At 50.8% G+C, this 15984-nt stretch carries 15 protein-coding genes; 1 reads left to right on the top strand and 14 read right to left on the bottom strand.

Translation table 11 applies throughout. The annotated features are described in order from the left end of the window. Positions 1-76: 76 nt before the first annotated feature. The 11 genes from FH755_RS11920 to lepA are packed head-to-tail and all read right to left on the bottom strand — an operon-like array spanning position 77 to position 10063. Positions 77-691 (bottom strand): YdbL family protein, encoded by a 615-nt coding sequence (locus tag FH755_RS11920; RefSeq protein WP_292441344.1) that lies wholly within the window; start codon positions 689-691, stop codon positions 77-79. Between the two features lie 12 nt (positions 692-703). Beyond that, the gene (locus FH755_RS11915) at positions 704-2770 is read right to left on the bottom strand and encodes a hypothetical protein (RefSeq protein WP_292441343.1); all 2067 of its coding nucleotides are present in this window, start codon (positions 2768-2770) and stop codon (positions 704-706) included. Between the two features lie 3 nt (positions 2771-2773). Beyond that, complete coding sequence (gene cysM / locus FH755_RS11910; RefSeq protein ID WP_292441342.1) at positions 2774-3658, bottom strand: cysteine synthase CysM; 885 nt, start codon at positions 3656-3658, stop codon at positions 2774-2776. Beyond that, on the bottom strand, positions 3658-4041 hold the full coding sequence (acpS, locus tag FH755_RS11905; protein WP_292441341.1) for a holo-ACP synthase: 384 nt from the start codon (positions 4039-4041) through the stop codon (positions 3658-3660). Before acpS ends, cysM begins: the two co-directional genes overlap by 1 nt. Then, entirely contained in the window at positions 4038-4769 is a 732-nt protein-coding gene (gene pdxJ / locus FH755_RS11900; RefSeq protein WP_292441340.1) for a pyridoxine 5'-phosphate synthase, read from the bottom strand. The genes acpS and pdxJ overlap by 4 nt, the downstream gene beginning before the upstream one ends. 12 nt (positions 4770-4781) lie before the next feature. Beyond that, on the bottom strand, positions 4782-5498 hold the full coding sequence (recO, locus tag FH755_RS11895) for a DNA repair protein RecO (RefSeq protein ID WP_292441339.1): 717 nt from the start codon (positions 5496-5498) through the stop codon (positions 4782-4784). Between the two features lie 9 nt (positions 5499-5507). Further along, on the bottom strand, positions 5508-6413 hold the full coding sequence (gene era, locus FH755_RS11890) for a GTPase Era (RefSeq protein WP_292441338.1): 906 nt from the start codon (positions 6411-6413) through the stop codon (positions 5508-5510). Beyond that, positions 6410-7093 carry a ribonuclease III gene (gene rnc, locus FH755_RS11885; RefSeq protein ID WP_292441337.1) on the bottom strand — a complete coding sequence of 228 codons (684 nt, stop codon included), beginning with the start codon at positions 7091-7093 and terminating at the stop codon, positions 6410-6412. Before rnc ends, era begins: the two co-directional genes overlap by 4 nt. Beyond that, positions 7090-7470: a DUF4845 domain-containing protein gene (locus FH755_RS11880; protein ID WP_292441336.1), complete on the bottom strand. Its 381-nt coding sequence runs from the start codon at positions 7468-7470 to the stop codon at positions 7090-7092. Before FH755_RS11880 ends, rnc begins: the two co-directional genes overlap by 4 nt. Before the next feature lie 10 nt (positions 7471-7480). Further along, the gene (lepB, locus tag FH755_RS11875; RefSeq protein WP_292441335.1) at positions 7481-8251 is read right to left on the bottom strand and encodes a signal peptidase I; all 771 of its coding nucleotides are present in this window, start codon (positions 8249-8251) and stop codon (positions 7481-7483) included. A gap of 15 nt (positions 8252-8266) precedes the next feature. Further along, a complete protein-coding gene (gene lepA / locus FH755_RS11870) occupies positions 8267-10063 on the bottom strand; it encodes a translation elongation factor 4 (RefSeq protein ID WP_292441334.1) in 1797 nt (598 codons plus the stop codon). Positions 10064-10308: 245 nt separating this feature from the next. On the opposite strand from lepA, the gene FH755_RS11865 reads away from it, so the two are divergent. Continuing rightward, a complete protein-coding gene (locus FH755_RS11865) occupies positions 10309-11655 on the top strand; it encodes an MATE family efflux transporter (RefSeq protein WP_292441333.1) in 1347 nt (448 codons plus the stop codon). Between the two features lie 109 nt (positions 11656-11764). Here the strand turns inward: FH755_RS11865 and FH755_RS11860 are convergent, their stop codons facing one another. The 3 genes from FH755_RS11860 to FH755_RS11850 form a co-directional block, all read right to left on the bottom strand. Beyond that, complete coding sequence (locus FH755_RS11860) at positions 11765-13651, bottom strand: TonB-dependent receptor (RefSeq protein ID WP_292441332.1); 1887 nt, start codon at positions 13649-13651, stop codon at positions 11765-11767. 187 nt (positions 13652-13838) lie between these two features. Next, positions 13839-15191 carry a sensor histidine kinase gene (locus FH755_RS11855; RefSeq protein WP_292441331.1) on the bottom strand — a complete coding sequence of 451 codons (1353 nt, stop codon included), beginning with the start codon at positions 15189-15191 and terminating at the stop codon, positions 13839-13841. Beyond that, entirely contained in the window at positions 15188-15880 is a 693-nt protein-coding gene (locus FH755_RS11850; RefSeq protein WP_292441330.1) for a response regulator transcription factor, read from the bottom strand. Before FH755_RS11850 ends, FH755_RS11855 begins: the two co-directional genes overlap by 4 nt. Positions 15881-15984: the final 104 nt, after the last annotated feature.

Here is a 15984-nt window from a genome sequence, read left to right as displayed (position 1 = left end):
GCCGAAACTAAAAGGTCCAGTGACGCGTTGCCACGCCACTGGACCAGAAAGAAAATATTATAAAGGAAACAGGCTTTTATTTTTGCTTCCAGCTACCGCCCTGTTGATACCACCAGCCCTTGGCTGCATTGCTAATCCAGCGTTTGGCAAAGGTCTGGCGAATATCGTCCTGCCATTCCGGATGACCGTTAGCGCGGGCGATTTCGGCATATAGCGCTTTACGATCTTTATTCTCATCAGCAACCAGCGCATTGACCTTGTTGCGATCTTTAAGCGGGATGGCTTTAGCATCACGCACCGTGATAAGGCCATCTTCGGTCAGGCCAATGCCACCACTGTTATAGAACGGCTCGAGCTGGTTGTGTCGCTCTTTCATATCCGCTTTCAGCTCATTAATCGCCGGCGAATTGATATTGATATCGGCTTGCGCCGCGGCTGGAGAAATCAGCCAGTTAAGCATATTAATAGCGATATTTCTGTGCCCGGCTTCAATGGCTGATGACTGTTCCTGTGCTGGCTCGGCCTCCGGCTCGGTACCTTCTCCAGGCCGTGTTCCCGGTCCCCAGACATCTTCAATAATCCGATCCGCCGCTTTCTCGGCAGCAGCAGCCGGAAAATAGATATTAATCGTGACACAAGAGACCAGCATCAGCCCTGATACCGTGCCTGTCAGCCATTTAAATAACTTCATCATTTTCTCCTTTTACTCAATCACCGGGCCGGGACTTTCGCGAATGGCAAGCAGTCGTGCGATCAATTCAGACCAGTCTACGCGACGGTTATAACCAATCACATTGATCCACGGCGGCAGTCCACCTCCCCCTTTGACAATATAATAGCCCTGTTCTGCTTCTTCGATACCCGCCATTTCACAGACTTCGTTGTCTAACTCACAACTTAAGCCCATTTTCTGGTAGGAAAAGTCATCAAAAAAACCAAGAAAACTGCGCGACACCATACCTGTGGGCCCGCCACCCAGTTCAGTCAGGTTATCCACTGCTCTCTGACTGATACGACGCTTACCCGGATTTTCTTGCGGGGTCGCCAGCCTGGCATCAAACCGGACCGGTTCCCAGTTAGATAAACGAAGATGGTGAACATGGCCTTCGATTTTGCCGGTAATACGACCAAAGTCAAACGCATTGGTGAGCAGGGCTAAATCCAGATTATGGATATCCACATTGGCATAGAGCTGCGGCAGTCTGCCGAAAGGCGTAGTCATACGCAGATCCCGTATTATTGTTGTGCCATCAAAGACTTTGACCTGAAGGGCACCGTCAATCTTCATTTCTTCATCCTGATAGGTGACCGTGGGAATGACACCCGACAGCTTACCCTCGAGCGGTGGCCAGTCTAGCGCCGAGGTCAGCCTCTGCATCGAAATCGGGGTGAGCAGACCCGCAAACTGCCACTGCAACCGGCCGGATTGATTATCAAGACTGAAATTACTGATCTCAAGCGAACCATCCAGCACCGGCAGTCGCAGCGATTCATCGAGTACCAGACGATTATTGGCACTGTGAGCCTGGATAGCGGCCGCCCCCAATTCGATTTCAAACAGTTTTGCTGATCGCCACGCCAGGCTGCTATTCAATGACTGATCGGTCTGGCTCCAGCCCAACTGACCGTTCAGATTCTGCAAGCTATAGCGCCCTTCTTTGTCACTGAGCATGGCTTCGTTAAAGTCGAGCAATAACTGGTAATCAGATTGTTGCCAGTCAAATGTCATACTGAGTCTGCCCGAGGTTTCGAGCTTGGCAGCAGCACTACCGGCAACGAACGGTTGCAGCCAGATGGGATAAAGCTTTGATAAGTCAGCCGGTCCGGTCACGATATGCAGAGATTGTATTTGTTGGTTTTGCCAATTAAGCGTGGCATTTGCCGCCAACACCTGGCCCTGTTCAAGCCGGGCCTGCTCAACCTTAAACGATTTGAAATCAGTTGCCAGCTGACCGCTCGCAGTCAACGAAAGAGGATACTGCTTAAGATCCAGAAATATCGGTTCACTATAAGCCTGGCCCTTATTGCTCCCTAGCTCCAGTTGCCAGTGCCATTGCGCCTGCTGCAAGCGACCATTGGTCTGCCCATTCAAGGCGACGCTTTCAGCAACCTGGGTGCCGCTGACATTACTGAAACTCAAATCACTGGCCTGCCAGTTCAGCGAAAATGCCTGTAACTGCCCTGCTTTGCCTTCAAAACGACCTTCAAGTTTAACCTGCCCCTGATAATCCCAGTCTGCCACTAAGGCCAGTTGAGACTCGCTGAGCATAAGGGGTAGGAAGTCCCTGAGTGCCGTAAGGGAGACACGGTCTGCTGACACCGAGACTGTCCAGGCTGAATCAGTGACATCTGCCTCCAGACTAATCCGGGATTCAGCCAGCTTCAGACCGTTGAGGGTCAACTGATAGTCATTCTTGTCCGTTCCGGCTTTGATACTGAAACGGAAATCCTGCTCGCCCAGTTGCTGATGCCTGAAAGCCGCCGTGCCTGATTCACATTGCCAGCGACCGGCATTGAGTTTGAAAGAACTACAGGCCAGTTGCAGATTGTGCAGACTGCCTATCGGTGCCGGCAAATCCAGCTTTTCGGCAGCTGCGGAGAGTTGCAGACCCTGTTCAGTTAAGTCGACTGAGAGAGAAAACTGCTTCGCTGTGGTGTTATCAAAAGTCCAATGACCGGCCTGCAGACGAATACTGTCAATCGCATACAAGGGCGGATGCCACAGCAACAGGCAGCAAATCCAGGCTGTCCATGCCGCAGGACATCGCATAACTCAGACCGGGAAGACCCCGGTTGACAGGTAACGGTCGCCACGGTCACAGGCAATACTGACGATGACCGCATTTTCCAGCTGCCTTGATAGCCTTAAAGCCACTGCCAGCGCGCCACCGGAGGAAACGCCGGCAAAAATGCCTTCCTGACGGGCCAGTTCACGCATGGTATGTTCGGCCTCTTCCTGACTGACATCCAGGGTTTCATCGACACGTGCTGGTTCGAAAATATCCGGCAGGTAAGCTTGCGGCCAGCGTCGGATACCGGGAATGCTGGCTCCTTCAGCCGGTTGCACACCGATAATCTGAACAGCTGGGTTTTGTTCCTTGAGATAGCGTGACACCCCCATAATCGTACCGGTGGTGCCCATAGAACTGACAAAGTGGGTAACTTTGCCGTGGGTATCATGCCAGATTTCAGGTCCGGTACCCTGATAATGCGCCAGTGGATTGTCGAAGTTGGCAAATTGATTAAGCACTTTGCCTTTACCCGCTTTGGACAGTTCCAGTGCCAGATCACGGGCTGACTCCATCCCATCAGTGAGAATAATCTCGGCACCATAGGCTCGCATGGTTGCCCGCCTTTCACTGCTGCTGTTTTCAGGCATAATCAAAACCATGTGATAGCCCAGAATCGCAGCCACCATCGCCAGCGCAATACCGGTATTGCCACTGGTCGCTTCAATCAGCGTATCGCCGGGCTGAATATCACCACGCTGCTGCGCCTGACGAATCATACTGTCGACCGGCCGATCCTTCACCGAACCGGCCGGATTATTCCCTTCCAGTTTAAGCAGGAGGGTATTACTGGTCTCACCCGGCAGACGTTGCAGCCGGACCAGTGGGGTATGGCCGATAAAAGATTCAATCGTTGGAAAAGCGGTCATCAGGTCACTTCCATTAAAATGACGTACGCACTGGCATATTCATGATCATCACTTAAACTCAGCAAGGCCTGGCCGATGTGATGCGCTGCCATAATAGTCTGACCGGCCGCTTCAAAGCTTAATTCCGGTTTGCCCAAGGCATTATTACGAACCACGATATGGCGCAGACTGAGCCCATCACGGAACCCGGTACCCAAGGCTTTGGCAGTCGCTTCCTTAGCCGCAAAACGCTTGGCCAGAAATGCTGCCGGTTTGATCTGTAATTTAAACTCGGCAAACTCCGACTCGCTCAAAATCCGCTCAGCAATGCGCTCGCCATGCTTATCCAGCAGGCTCTGCATGCGCGGGATATGAACCAGATCGGTACCGATGCCGACTATCATCCGCGACGGGCTTCCTGCATCAGCTGTTTCATATCACGCACAGCGGCTTTAAAGCCGGTGAAGACCGAGCGGGCCACAATCGCATGGCCGATATTAAGCTCAACCAGTTGCGGAATCGCGGCAATCGCCTGGGTGTTGTGATAATGCAGGCCATGACCGGCATTAACCTGTAAACCATGGGCATACGCCTGCTCTGCAGCTTCTGTAATAATCGCCAGTTCTCTGGCCATGTCACTGTCATTCTCGGCATCGGCGTAGCGGCCGGTATGCAGCTCTACCACCGGTGCGCCGCAGGCCAGTGCCGCTTCAATCTGGCTGATCTCAGGGTCGATAAACAACGATACCCGTACCTTCGCCGCAGCCAGTCTGTCACAAGCCTGTTTGATTCGATCGAATTGACCGGCAACATCAAGTCCGCCCTCCGTAGTCAATTCTTCGCGTTTTTCCGGCACCAGGCAGCAATCAGCGGGACGGTATTTTTCTGCCATCTCAAGCATTTCTTCAGTGACGGCCATTTCGAGGTTCATCTTGGTCTGCAGAATATCAGACAGCATCGCCACATCACGCTCCTGGATATGACGGCGGTCTTCGCGCAGATGCAGGGTAATGCTGTCGGCACCGGCCTGCTCAGCTTCAATCGCGGCCTGGATCGGATCCGGATAACGTGTACCGCGCGCCTGGCGGAGGGTCGCGATATGGTCGATATTAACGCCTAGATAAATGGACATGGAGCTCCGTTTTTATTTGCTATTAAACTGTTTGAGGCCAGCGAACAACTGACGGCTGTGCAGAGGCCGCCCGCCCAGATAATAATTTATCACTGTCCGCATCAGGGTTTTAATCTGTTTCAGACTGATCTCATCAAACCCCTGCCCTTCACGCAGGTGGCGTAGACTTCTGCCCGACACAATACTGGCATTGCCACTGCCAGCTTGATACAGATGTGGACCACTGTCGGGTTGATACAGATAGTTCAACTCATCCTGCAGCGGCTGGCCACTGTCGACCTCGATGTCGAGTTGCAGGCCATAGCCCAGTTCACTGAGTAAAGCCTTTTCAAATAAACGTAAAGTGACCTGCTGCTGATGGCTGTTATTCTGTAGTTGTTCAAGTGTCCGCTGATAGGTATCAAACAAGTCGGTTTCCGGTTCTTGCAGCGGCAGTAGCCTGTAAAGCAGCTCATTCATGTACAGCCCACATAAACTCGCATTCCCCAGCAGGCGATAAGCAGCATCAGACACTTCCACCTGACTCAATGTCACCAGTTCCCCCTGACCATACCAGCTCAGCCACAGGGGTTGGAACAGCTGCATCACATTGCGGCGACGTTTGGATTGCTGGCGCTGCCCGCGGGCGACCAGGCTGACACGACCGTGATCACGGCTCAGTACATCGACCAGCAGACTGGTTTCTCGATAAGGCCGGTGGTGGAGAACAAAGGCGGCAGTCAGTTCCACGTTGAGACTTTAGAGATCGTCTTTATAGCCGAGATTCTTGAGCATACGCTCATTATCCGACCAGCCCTCACGAACCTTGACCCAGAGTTGCAGATAAACCTTGCAACCAAACAACTGTTCCATTTCCAGCCTGGCTTCGCGGCCGATGAGTTTGAGCTGCTCACCATTTTTACCGATAACAATCGATTTCTGACCACTGCGTTCGACATAGACTACGGCGCTGATGCGGAACATGTTGTCAGCTTCTTCAAACAGCTCCACCTCCACGGTCAGGGAATACGGCAACTCTTTACCCAGGTAGCGAAACAGTTTTTCACGTACGATTTCAGCAGCGAGAAAACGGGAGCTGCGGTCAGTCAGCTGGTCCTCGTCATAAATCATTTCACCTTCAGGCATCAGCTTGGCTATTTCCTGTTCCAGCACATCCGTATTCATCCCTTTGCGGGCGGAAATAGGTACCACCGCGGCAAAGTCATATTGTGCTGACAGTTCCTGCATTTGCGGCAGTAAGGCACCCTTATCACTCAGCTTATCAGCTTTGTTCAGCACCAGAATGACCGGGGCGCGGGCGTCCTGCTGCAGACGTTTGAGGACCTTTTTGTCTTCATCGGTCCATTTCAGCCCTTCCACCACAAACAGAATGACATCGACATCTTCGATCGATGAAGCTGCTGCGCGATTCATATAGCGGTTCATCGCTTTTTTGTTGTCACTGTGCAGCCCCGGCGTGTCGACATAAATGAACTGACCCTGCTCTGTGGTTTTGATCCCCAGAATACGATGCCGGGTGGTTTGTGGCCGGCGCGAGGTGATACAGAGCTTCTGCCCTAATACACGGTTAATCAGGGTCGATTTACCGACATTGGGCCGGCCTATTATGGCGACATAGCCGGAACGGAATGGGGTTTCAGTCATATTGAACTTTCTATCAGAGTCAGGGCGCGTTCAGCGGCTTTTTTTTCGGCTTTGCGGTGGCTGCTACCCTGCGCCATCACGACTTTATCCAGCAGGGTCACCTGGCAGGCGGCCTCAAATACCGGCTGCTTGTTTTCCCCCTTGATTTCACGGACGCTGTAGATCGGTAAAGGTTGCTTGCGGCTCTGCAGCAGTTCCTGCAAGCGTGTTTTAGGATCTTTGACGGTTTCAGTGACATCAATGCTGTCAAGTCTTTCATCATAAAGCCGGAGAATCAGGGCTTTGACCACTTCCAGCCCCTGGTCCAGATAAAGACTGCCAATAACCGCTTCCACCGCATCGGCCAGAATCGATTCGCGCCGGAAACCGCCGCTTTTGAGTTCACCCGGTCCCAGAATCAGCACTTCTCCGATTTTCAGTTCGCGGGCAATTTCAGCCAGCGTTTCGCCTTTGACAAGCGAGGCGCGCAGTCGGCTGAGCTTGCCTTCCTTCACTTGCGGAAAGCGATTGAACAGCTCTTCTGCGATCACAAAGCTCAGAATCGCGTCACCCAGGTATTCCAGGCGCTCATTGTTTTTGGGATCGGCGCTGCGATGAGTCAGTGCCTGAAGCAGTAAGGCGGTATCCTTGAATTCAATTTGTAGCTGTTTGCACAGGGCTTTTTGCCGCTGGGTCATCATTGTCGCTTGGGCTCTATATCAATTTCTTCTTTGAAGTGGCCGATGAGGTCAATATGCGCGATAAAGGGTTTTCTGACTTCATAATCGATCACGATTTTGGTGATATAGGCCGTATTTTTGCCACGAAGAATTTCAATATCTTCCCTATCAACGCTTTTTATATAACCTGTATCAAACTTTTTGTAGAGTAGAAGCTCTACCTGATTTTTACTCAGATTGTTATTTTTGAGTTCGTTTTCCATTGATTCCATGATCTGCAGCACACCATAGTACTCCTGGTACATTGGCAACAGACGCATCACCAGCGTGGCAAAAAAAGCAATAAGTGCCAGCACGATCACCCAGCCAATCAAAGTCATTCCACGTTGATTTTTCATGATTATCCCCTTAATTGATTGACTGGCCGATGCGGTTCCAGATAATACCACCGGCATTCCAGTCCCAACTCATCCAGATCAAGAACGCTTTACCGACCAGGTTCTCTTCCGGCACGGTGCCCCAGTAACGACTGTCATTACTATTATCACGATTATCCCCCATGACGAAATAATGCCCTTCTGGAACGACCATTTCTCCTTCCAGCGGCCGCTTATCGGTATCCACCAGAATCATATGCCCTTCTTCGCCCAGATGCTCAAAACGTAATTCGGTATAACTGGGTAAAACGATATTGGTCGGCTCAAGTAATTCCTGACCGACCGGCTCACCGTTGATGTAAACCATCTTGTCAAAATAGCCCACGGTGTCGCCCGGTAAACCGACCACACGTTTGATATAGTCGATATCCGGCTTATCCTGATCTTCCGGCTTTTTCGGATAGCGGAATACAACTACATCGCCCCGCTCCGGTTCACCTGTGTCAAACAGTTTGGTGTGCAGAACCGGCAGACGGATACCATAGGAGAATTTGTTCACCAGGATGAAATCACCGATATGCAGCGTTGGCAGCATGGATGAGGAAGGAATACGGAAAGGCTCTGCAATAAAAGAACGGATTACCAGTACCAGCAGAATGATCGGAAAGAAGGATCGGGCATATTCCACCACAACGGGTTCGTCTTCTTCTTTGTTTCTTTTTGGCGCCCAGAACAACCTGTCGATTAACCAAATGAGGCCGGTCACAGCCACCAGTAACACCATCAATGCCGGAAAACTCACTCAACCACGCTCCTTTTATGAATTCTTGGACAGCTGTAACACTGCCAGGAATGCCTCCTGCGGCACATCTACCTTGCCAACAGACTTCATCCGTTTCTTACCCGCTTTTTGCTTTTCAAGCAACTTGCGTTTACGTGACACGTCACCGCCATAGCACTTCGCCAATACATTTTTACGCATCGCCTTAACTGTGGAACGGGCGATAATATGACCGCCGATGGCGGCCTGAATCGCCACATCGAACATCTGCCGGGGGATCAGTTCTTTCATTTTCTCCACCAGCAGGCGCCCACGGCTGACACTGGTATCTTTATGCACAATCAGCGACAAAGCATCCACTTTTTCACTGTTGATGAGAATATCGAGCTTAACCAGATCCGCAGGTTGAAAGCGGATGAAATGATAATCCAGTGAAGCATAGCCGCGGCTGACCGATTTAATGCGATCAAAAAAATCAATCACAACTTCGTTCATTGGCAGTTCGTAGCTTAAGGCGACCTGTTTGCCCATATACTGCATGTGTTTCTGTACCCCGCGTTTTTCCACGCAAAGGGTAATGACAGCACCGAGATGTTCCTGGGGCACCAGGATATCAGCAGCTACAATGGGTTCCCGGATTTCATCAATACTGCCGACATCAGGCAATGAAGCCGGATTCTCGACTTTGACCACGTCCCCATTTTTCTTCAGGACTTCAAAAACGACTGTCGGTGCGGTGGTGATCAGGTCCAGATCGTATTCCCGCTCCAGTCGTTCCTGGATGATTTCCATATGCAGCAGGCCCAGGAAGCCACAGCGGAAACCAAAGCCCAGTGCTTGCGAAGTTTCCGGTTCATAAAACAGGGAGGCGTCATTCAGACGCAGCTTGGCCAGTGCTTCACGGAAATTCTCGTAGTCGTCACTGCTGACCGGGAAAATGCCGGCGTAGACCTGCGGTGTGACTTCCTTAAAGCCAGGCAGCATTTTATCGGCACCATGATGGGCCTGCGTCAGAGTGTCACCGACCGGCGCCCCGTCAATCTCCTTGACCCCGGAAATGACATAACCGACGTCACCGCAATCCAACACCTGACAAGGAGTGCGCTTCGGTGTGAAAGTACCGACCTGATCGACCTGATATTCCTGACCGGTCGACATCACCCGGATTTTATCCTTGGTTTTCAGGCTGCCATCGACAATGCGAACCAGCGAGATAACACCGACATAGCTGTCAAACCAGGAATCAATAATCAGCGCTTTCAGGGGGCCATCAGGGTTCCCTTGTGGAGGTGGCACTTTAGCGACGAGTTCTTCCAGCACGTCTTCAATGCCCAGGCCGGTTTTGGCACTGCAGCGGACCGCAGACATGGCATCAACGCCGATAATATCTTCGATTTCCTGGGCAACACGGTCGGGCTCTGCTGAGGGCAAGTCGATTTTATTGAGCACCGGTAACACTTCCAGCCCCAGATCGATGGCGGTGTAGCAGTTGGCAACGCTCTGTGCTTCCACGCCCTGGGCCGCATCGACCACCAGCAAAGCTCCTTCACAGGCGGCCAGTGAACGCGAGACTTCATAGGAAAAGTCGACGTGACCGGGCGTGTCGATAAAGTTCAGCTGATACGTCTCTCCGTCACGGGCTTTATATTCCAGTGACACGCTCTGTGCCTTGATGGTAATGCCGCGTTCACGCTCAATATCCATCGAATCCAGCACTTGCTGCTGCATTTCACGGTTGGTGAGACCACCACAGATCTGAATAAAGCGATCCGCAATGGTGGATTTGCCGTGGTCGATATGGGCGATAATAGAAAAGTTACGTATATTATTCATTCAGTTATGTTTTTGTGGGTGACCTCAACTGCCCATGATGAGCAGGCCAGCACTGCTCTTTATTCACTGACCATCATCGGCTTCGGGTCACGAATTAAGCAAATGACCCGTTATTATACGCACTTAACAGTGACAAAACGATCATGATCCATTCCACTTTTCCCGCTTATTGCTGGAAAAACCTTGCTGAATCAAATGAGAATAATTAGCCTAAGCGACTTCGTGACATCAAGCCGGGCCTGTTCATGTCTTCACTCTCTCCCAATACGCTGATTCTGTCTGGTCCGGTCGTCATGACTTTCCTGCGCTTTGCACTGCCCTCCATCCTGGGACTGCTGGCGATCACCACTGCCAGTATTGTTGATGGCATCTTTGTCGGCCACTTTGTCAGCAGCGACGGCCTCGCCGCCATCAACCTGCTGATTCCGTATTTGTCACTGGTTTTCGGCCTGGCCCTGATGATTGCCATCGGTGGCGCGGTCCGCTGCGGTCATTTTCTCGGCCGCGCTCAAAATGAGCGGGCTTCTGCGGTGCTCAGCAAATGTCTGGTGGCGGTACTGATCGTCGGCATCAGCTTTATGCTGCTGTCGTGGTGGCTGGATCAAACGCTGCTCGGTTGGCTCGGCACGCCTGACAGTCTGATGTCACTGATAATGCCCTATTTCCATATCATCAGCTGTGTGCTGGTAGTGCAGATTTTTACTATGGTGCTGTATTATTTCGTGCGCCAGGACAATGGTCAGCGTCTTGCCACGACGGCACTGGTCACCGGCGCGCTAATGAATATCGCACTGGATGCATTGTTTATTATTCATTTTGAAATGGGCCTGGTCGGGGCCGCCTGGGCTACGGCAATTGCACAGGGTATCCAACTCATCATTCTGCTGAGCTTCTTCGCCCGCCAGCACCGCCTGTTGCATTGGGCCTGGCCTACTCAATGGGCTGAGTTGAAAAGCATCAGCTTTAATGGATTATCTGAATGTATTAACGAAATCTCCGGTGGACTGGTTATCCTGGTCCTGAACTGGACACTGGTAATGCAGCTGGATGTCAACGGTATCGCCGCGTTCGCCGTCATTAATTACCTGATTTTTGTCAGCCTGATGCTCTACTACGGCATTGCAGATGCACTGCATCTGTTGATCAGTCACAACCACGGGGCCGGCAATCCGCAACGCATATTGCAGTTTGTCGCCACCGCATCGGGCATGGTGATGTCCATCAGTCTGATGCTTGCACTGTTATTGCTGCTGTCACCGCAATGGCTGACGGGATTATTTCTGGATGATAGCTCTACTTCAACCCGGCAGTTATCGGTAGCATTTATCGGGCTGGTCTGGCCGCTGTTTCTGATCAACGGGCTGAACGTGATTCTGTCGATTTATCTGACAGCGATGCAAAAACCCAGACCGTCGATGCTGATTGCTCTGTCCCGTGGTCTGTTTTTTCCGGTGGGGCTGCTATGGATATTTAGCTCGCTACTATCATCACCGCAGTTTCTTATCGCCCTGCCAATCGCTGAATGGCTGACCTTTGCCCTGGCAGCCAGCCTATTCTGGCATCATCGCCCTGCTCGACTTATTGTGAAATAAAGTCTTTAATTTGCCTCATTTGAAGTAACTGTGCTTTCTCAAAAACTAAACAAGCCAGGCACTAAGTACCTGGCTTGCTCAGTCTGACTATAATCTGAATATCAGCAGCCTAGAACTGCCATGCTACGCTCAGGCGAATGTCACGGCCCGGTTCATTGAAGCCTCTGACCCCTTCATAACCTGCAATATGCTCGAAGTCACCGACACTGGCGTGATCCAGGTAGTTTTTGTCAAACACGTTTCTGACTGTCAAGGTCAGACGAATATCTTCCGATGCTGATGGTAGCCACTGGGCATAGAAATCGTGTACACCGTAGCCAGGCTTGTCGATTTCACCGGCACTGGTCTCGATATTGTCGTTGCCTTTAACAAAACGAGCATTCCAGCCAAAGTTCCATTGGGAGTTCAGTTGATAGTCAAGTTGGGCTATGAAGGTATCCTGGATCAGGTTGGCAATGCCATTATGGTCGAAGCCATTCGCTTCCAAGCCGTCCACTTCGGCGTCGTTGTAGTGATAGCTGACTCGGGCCAGAATATTATCCCACCGGCGCCCCAGTTCCAGAATGACGCCGTCTGATTCCAGATCACCAATATTTTCAAACAGACGTGGGCCACCGGCAGGATCAGCCACGACATCTTCAATTTCACTTCTGTACACCTTGGCTGATCCAAACCAGCTTGTTGATTCATAAGCCACACCAAATTCGGCGTTCTGTGCATCTTCAGGCTTCAGGTTAGGATCATTGGCAACGAAGTCAATTTTGAATGCATCCTGTGCCTGTGGTCCCTTAAAAGCCTCTGCATAAGAAGCAAAGGCGCTCCAGTTATCCGTGAAGTGATAGTTAATACCAATATTTGGGCTGACTTCATCTTCATCAAAGTCGTTATCGCCAAACTGGGTTTCCAGATCATAGTCGTCGTAACGCAGACCAGCACTGAGCAACAAGGCATCAGTAAGCTGCATATCGTCTTGAATATAGATGCCTCTCACCTCGGATTCGTCGCTAAACGCTGATTTATCACCATAGGCATCGCCCCCGGCGACCGTCTCATCTTCACGGTAGTCGATACCGTAGGTCACTTTATGTATGCCCAGGATAGAGGTATTACGCAGATCAAAGCCTTTGCTCTCACCGACTCCATAGTAAGGACCGAACCGGCCATTCTGGAACAGCTGGGTTTCTGTGTTATACAGAGTCAGGGCCATATCCAGATATTGATTATCAAGTGGATTCAACTCGTAATTCAGGGTTACCGTTTCACGCTCAATATCCAGTGGGTACAGCGGATTCCATGAACTCACAATCCACTGTGGACGTTGTGTTCTCTCCCCCTGATCTTCACGTTTTTCATAGCTCAAACGTACTGTCTGGCTATCGCTAAGACGACCAACGACTTTGGCAAACAGAAAATCCTGATCAAACTTTGTTCCTGCTACTTCATTACCATCGCCATCTTCGTATTCATCCGGGTTGTAATTCGTCGCGGAGACCATAGCACTCCAGTCATCGCTCAGGCGACCAAACAGTGTGGTATTGGTTTTGAACGAATCGGTATTACTAGAAAACATGCCCTTGACCAGGCCACCGAATTTTTCACCCGGTTTCAGCATATCTTCCGGGTCTTTGGTGACAAACTTCACTGATCCACCCAATGCACCAGGGCCTGACAAGGCATTCCCGGCACCGGCATTGACCTCAACCCGTTTCAACAATTCAGGCTCAATACTGATGCGACCGGCGTGGTGAAACTGGCGAGTGGATTGCTGAGCACCATCAATAGTAATGTTCAGAAGTTGGTCTTCCAGACCGCGGATATAGAGCTTCTGCGCCACATCGGGGCCACCACCTACGGTCACTTCCGGTGATTGGCTGAACAGGTCTTCCAGATCATTCGCCTGCAGCTTTTCAATCTGTTCTGCATCAACACTGTTTAATTCTGGTGTAATCGTATTACCGGTGACCTGAACAGTCTCCAGCTGGACCGGCTCTGCCATGGCTGGCTGTGATGCAATGGCTGACATAAGTGCAATAGAGAGTACAGTCGGACGACTGATAGGATTCAAGTTCTTACTCACAACGACCTCGTTAATAATAATCATTATCAAATAAAACAAGATCGCATTCTAATCAGCATGCAATTGAAATGAAATGACTTTTACAATTGTTACAAGATTGTGATTTCTACTTGGCGGGCACAGGTGCTGGTAAGCGGATAGTCATTCTCAGCCCCTTTGTATCAAGATTCGTGGCTGTCAGCTTACCTCCCACCGCTTCAACCTGACGCTTGGCAAGCGATAGACCGATACCAAAGCCCTGATACAGCTGCCGACTGCTACGGCCAAGCCGAAAAAAAGATTTGAAAATATCCTGCAGATATTTGGCTGCAATGCCCGGACCTTCATCATCAATATCAAGCTGATACTGTTGGTCAACAGATCGAAGGCTCACTGTCACTGTGCCGCCTTCAGGGGTATGAGTAAGGGCATTACGAATAATATTTTCGATCGCATGACCCAGTGCCCGATCACTGCTCTCTGTCAGCGGTGCCTGTTCAGGCAGTTTGAGTTCAATGCTGTGTTCAGGAAATTCAAAACGGGCATCATCTACAATACTGTCGATCAGATCCGTCAGATCCAGTTCTTCAGTCAGTAACTGGGGCCGTTCGTTCTCCAGCCAGGCCAAGCTGAGCGTATCCTCGACCAAATGCCGCATCTGCTCACATTCTTCCCTGATCCGTCTCAAAGGTTCGCTATCCGGTGAATGCTGTTCGGCCCAGTCAAGCGCCAGCTCAATCCGCGTCAGTGGGGTTCGCAGTTCATGCGATAAATCCGAAGTGAGGTGACGCTGAGTCTGAATAAGATTACCAATCCGCTCAGCCATGCCATCAAAGGTGTCGGCCAGCGCAGTGATTTCGTCATTTCGCGTGCCAAGACTGTTTCTGACGCGGACATCAAAATTCCCCTGACTGAACTGCTGGGCAGCACGTTCGAGTTGCCTGAGCGGTGACATCACATGACGGTAAATGATAATGCTGATTATCGCCATCAACAGCATCGGCAGGGCAATCTGCAGCAGCAGGTTGGTTTCCAGCCAGTAGGTACCGGGACGCATCCGTTGCGGCAAAGTAATTAAGAAATGGGTGCGCCCATCGGCAAAAATAACATCCATGACTGGGTTGGCTTTGAAATAGAGATGGATTTTCCAGTCAATACTGCGTCCCAGGCGGAACCGTTGTTTGAATTCCTGCGACAGTTCGCTGCCAGCAATCGGCTGCAGCTCTGGCTGTACCACGGCTACCCAGGTGTTTTCTCTGTCACGAATTGTCTGTAGCCACTCCTCAAGCCCGGCCTCGTCATCGTCCAGATACAGCTGTTCTGCTTTAGCTGCGTAGTCATACAAGGTTTGCTGATGCACTTCATCAATAAAGCTCATACGCTGCTCAGTCTTGTTAACAAGCATGTGGATCAGCCAGAACAGCAGGACCGTGCCAGCTACGATAATTGCGCTGAGCTTCCAGAGAAGTCGACGCTTCATAGCAACTTATAGCCAGTGCCGTGCACGGTTTGCAACCGGTCGGCCGGCATGCCTGCCGCAGTCAGTTTCCGCCGCACCCGACTCATATGCATGTCGAGGCTGCGATCATAGCGACTGAATTCACGTTCCAGCACCAGCTGATATAAAGCCGGTTTACTGATTGTTTGCTCCGGATGCTGCATCAGCGTCCACAGCAATTTGAACTGAATCGGGGTAAATGTCAGCTGTTTGCCATCAAAGCTGACCTGTAGTTTATTTCTGTCAATTTCCAGACCGGCTCGTGTCAGTCTTGTCAGGCTGGATTCCGACTTGGTCTGTGGAAGCGAGCGGCGGAGAATAGCTTCTATGCGAAGTAACAGCTCGGTCAGATTGAAAGGTTTTGGCAGATAATCATCGGCCCCATTACGCAAGCCGGTAATTCGCTCCTCTTCTGCTCCATGCGCGGTCAGCATCATCACGGGTGTGGTCCGGCTTTGTCGCAATGTTTTCAGCACGGCATACCCATCTTTTTCAGGTAACGCCACATCGAGCAATATCAAGTCAAACTGCGCTTTCATCGCCATCAGTAATCCATGCTCGCCATTGAAAGACTGGCTGATGTCGAACTCCGCCGCCTCTAACAACTGTTTCAACTGGTCGCTCAGTTTAGTGTCGTCTTCAATGATCAGAATGTGTGCTTTTTTACCCAAATTTCATCCCTGTTTCAGACTATTCAAATACGAATGATTCACATTTATGGTAAAAGTTCTGACGGCAAAAATAAACACTTAACTAACAAAAAAAAAAAAGCAGC

Origin of the sequence: Methylophaga sp., from assembly GCF_009711715.1 — a bacterium.
Classification (GTDB): domain Bacteria; phylum Pseudomonadota; class Gammaproteobacteria; order Nitrosococcales; family Methylophagaceae; genus Methylophaga.
This window is presented reverse-complemented; position numbering and strand designations above follow the sequence as displayed.

Coding starts and splice junctions, on each gene's coding strand:
- lepA (WP_292441334.1), bottom strand. CDS start 10,063: ATGAATAATATACGTAACTTTTCTATTATCGCCCATATCGACCACGGC.
- pdxJ (WP_292441340.1), bottom strand. CDS start 4,769: ATGTCCATTTATCTAGGCGTTAATATCGACCATATCGCGACCCTCCGC.
- rnc (WP_292441337.1), bottom strand. CDS start 7,093: ATGATGACCCAGCGGCAAAAAGCCCTGTGCAAACAGCTACAAATTGAA.
- FH755_RS11920 (WP_292441344.1), bottom strand. CDS start 691: ATGAAGTTATTTAAATGGCTGACAGGCACGGTATCAGGGCTGATGCTG.
- FH755_RS11915 (WP_292441343.1), bottom strand. CDS start 2,770: ATGCGATGTCCTGCGGCATGGACAGCCTGGATTTGCTGCCTGTTGCTG.
- FH755_RS11855 (WP_292441331.1), bottom strand. CDS start 15,191: ATGAAGCGTCGACTTCTCTGGAAGCTCAGCGCAATTATCGTAGCTGGC.
- cysM (WP_292441342.1), bottom strand. CDS start 3,658: ATGACCGCTTTTCCAACGATTGAATCTTTTATCGGCCATACCCCACTG.
- acpS (WP_292441341.1), bottom strand. CDS start 4,041: ATGATAGTCGGCATCGGTACCGATCTGGTTCATATCCCGCGCATGCAG.
- era (WP_292441338.1), bottom strand. CDS start 6,413: ATGACTGAAACCCCATTCCGTTCCGGCTATGTCGCCATAATAGGCCGG.
- FH755_RS11880 (WP_292441336.1), bottom strand. CDS start 7,470: ATGAAAAATCAACGTGGAATGACTTTGATTGGCTGGGTGATCGTGCTG.
- FH755_RS11860 (WP_292441332.1), bottom strand. CDS start 13,651: ATGGCAGAGCCGGTCCAGCTGGAGACTGTTCAGGTCACCGGTAATACG.
- FH755_RS11865 (WP_292441333.1), top strand. CDS start 10,309: ATGTCTTCACTCTCTCCCAATACGCTGATTCTGTCTGGTCCGGTCGTC.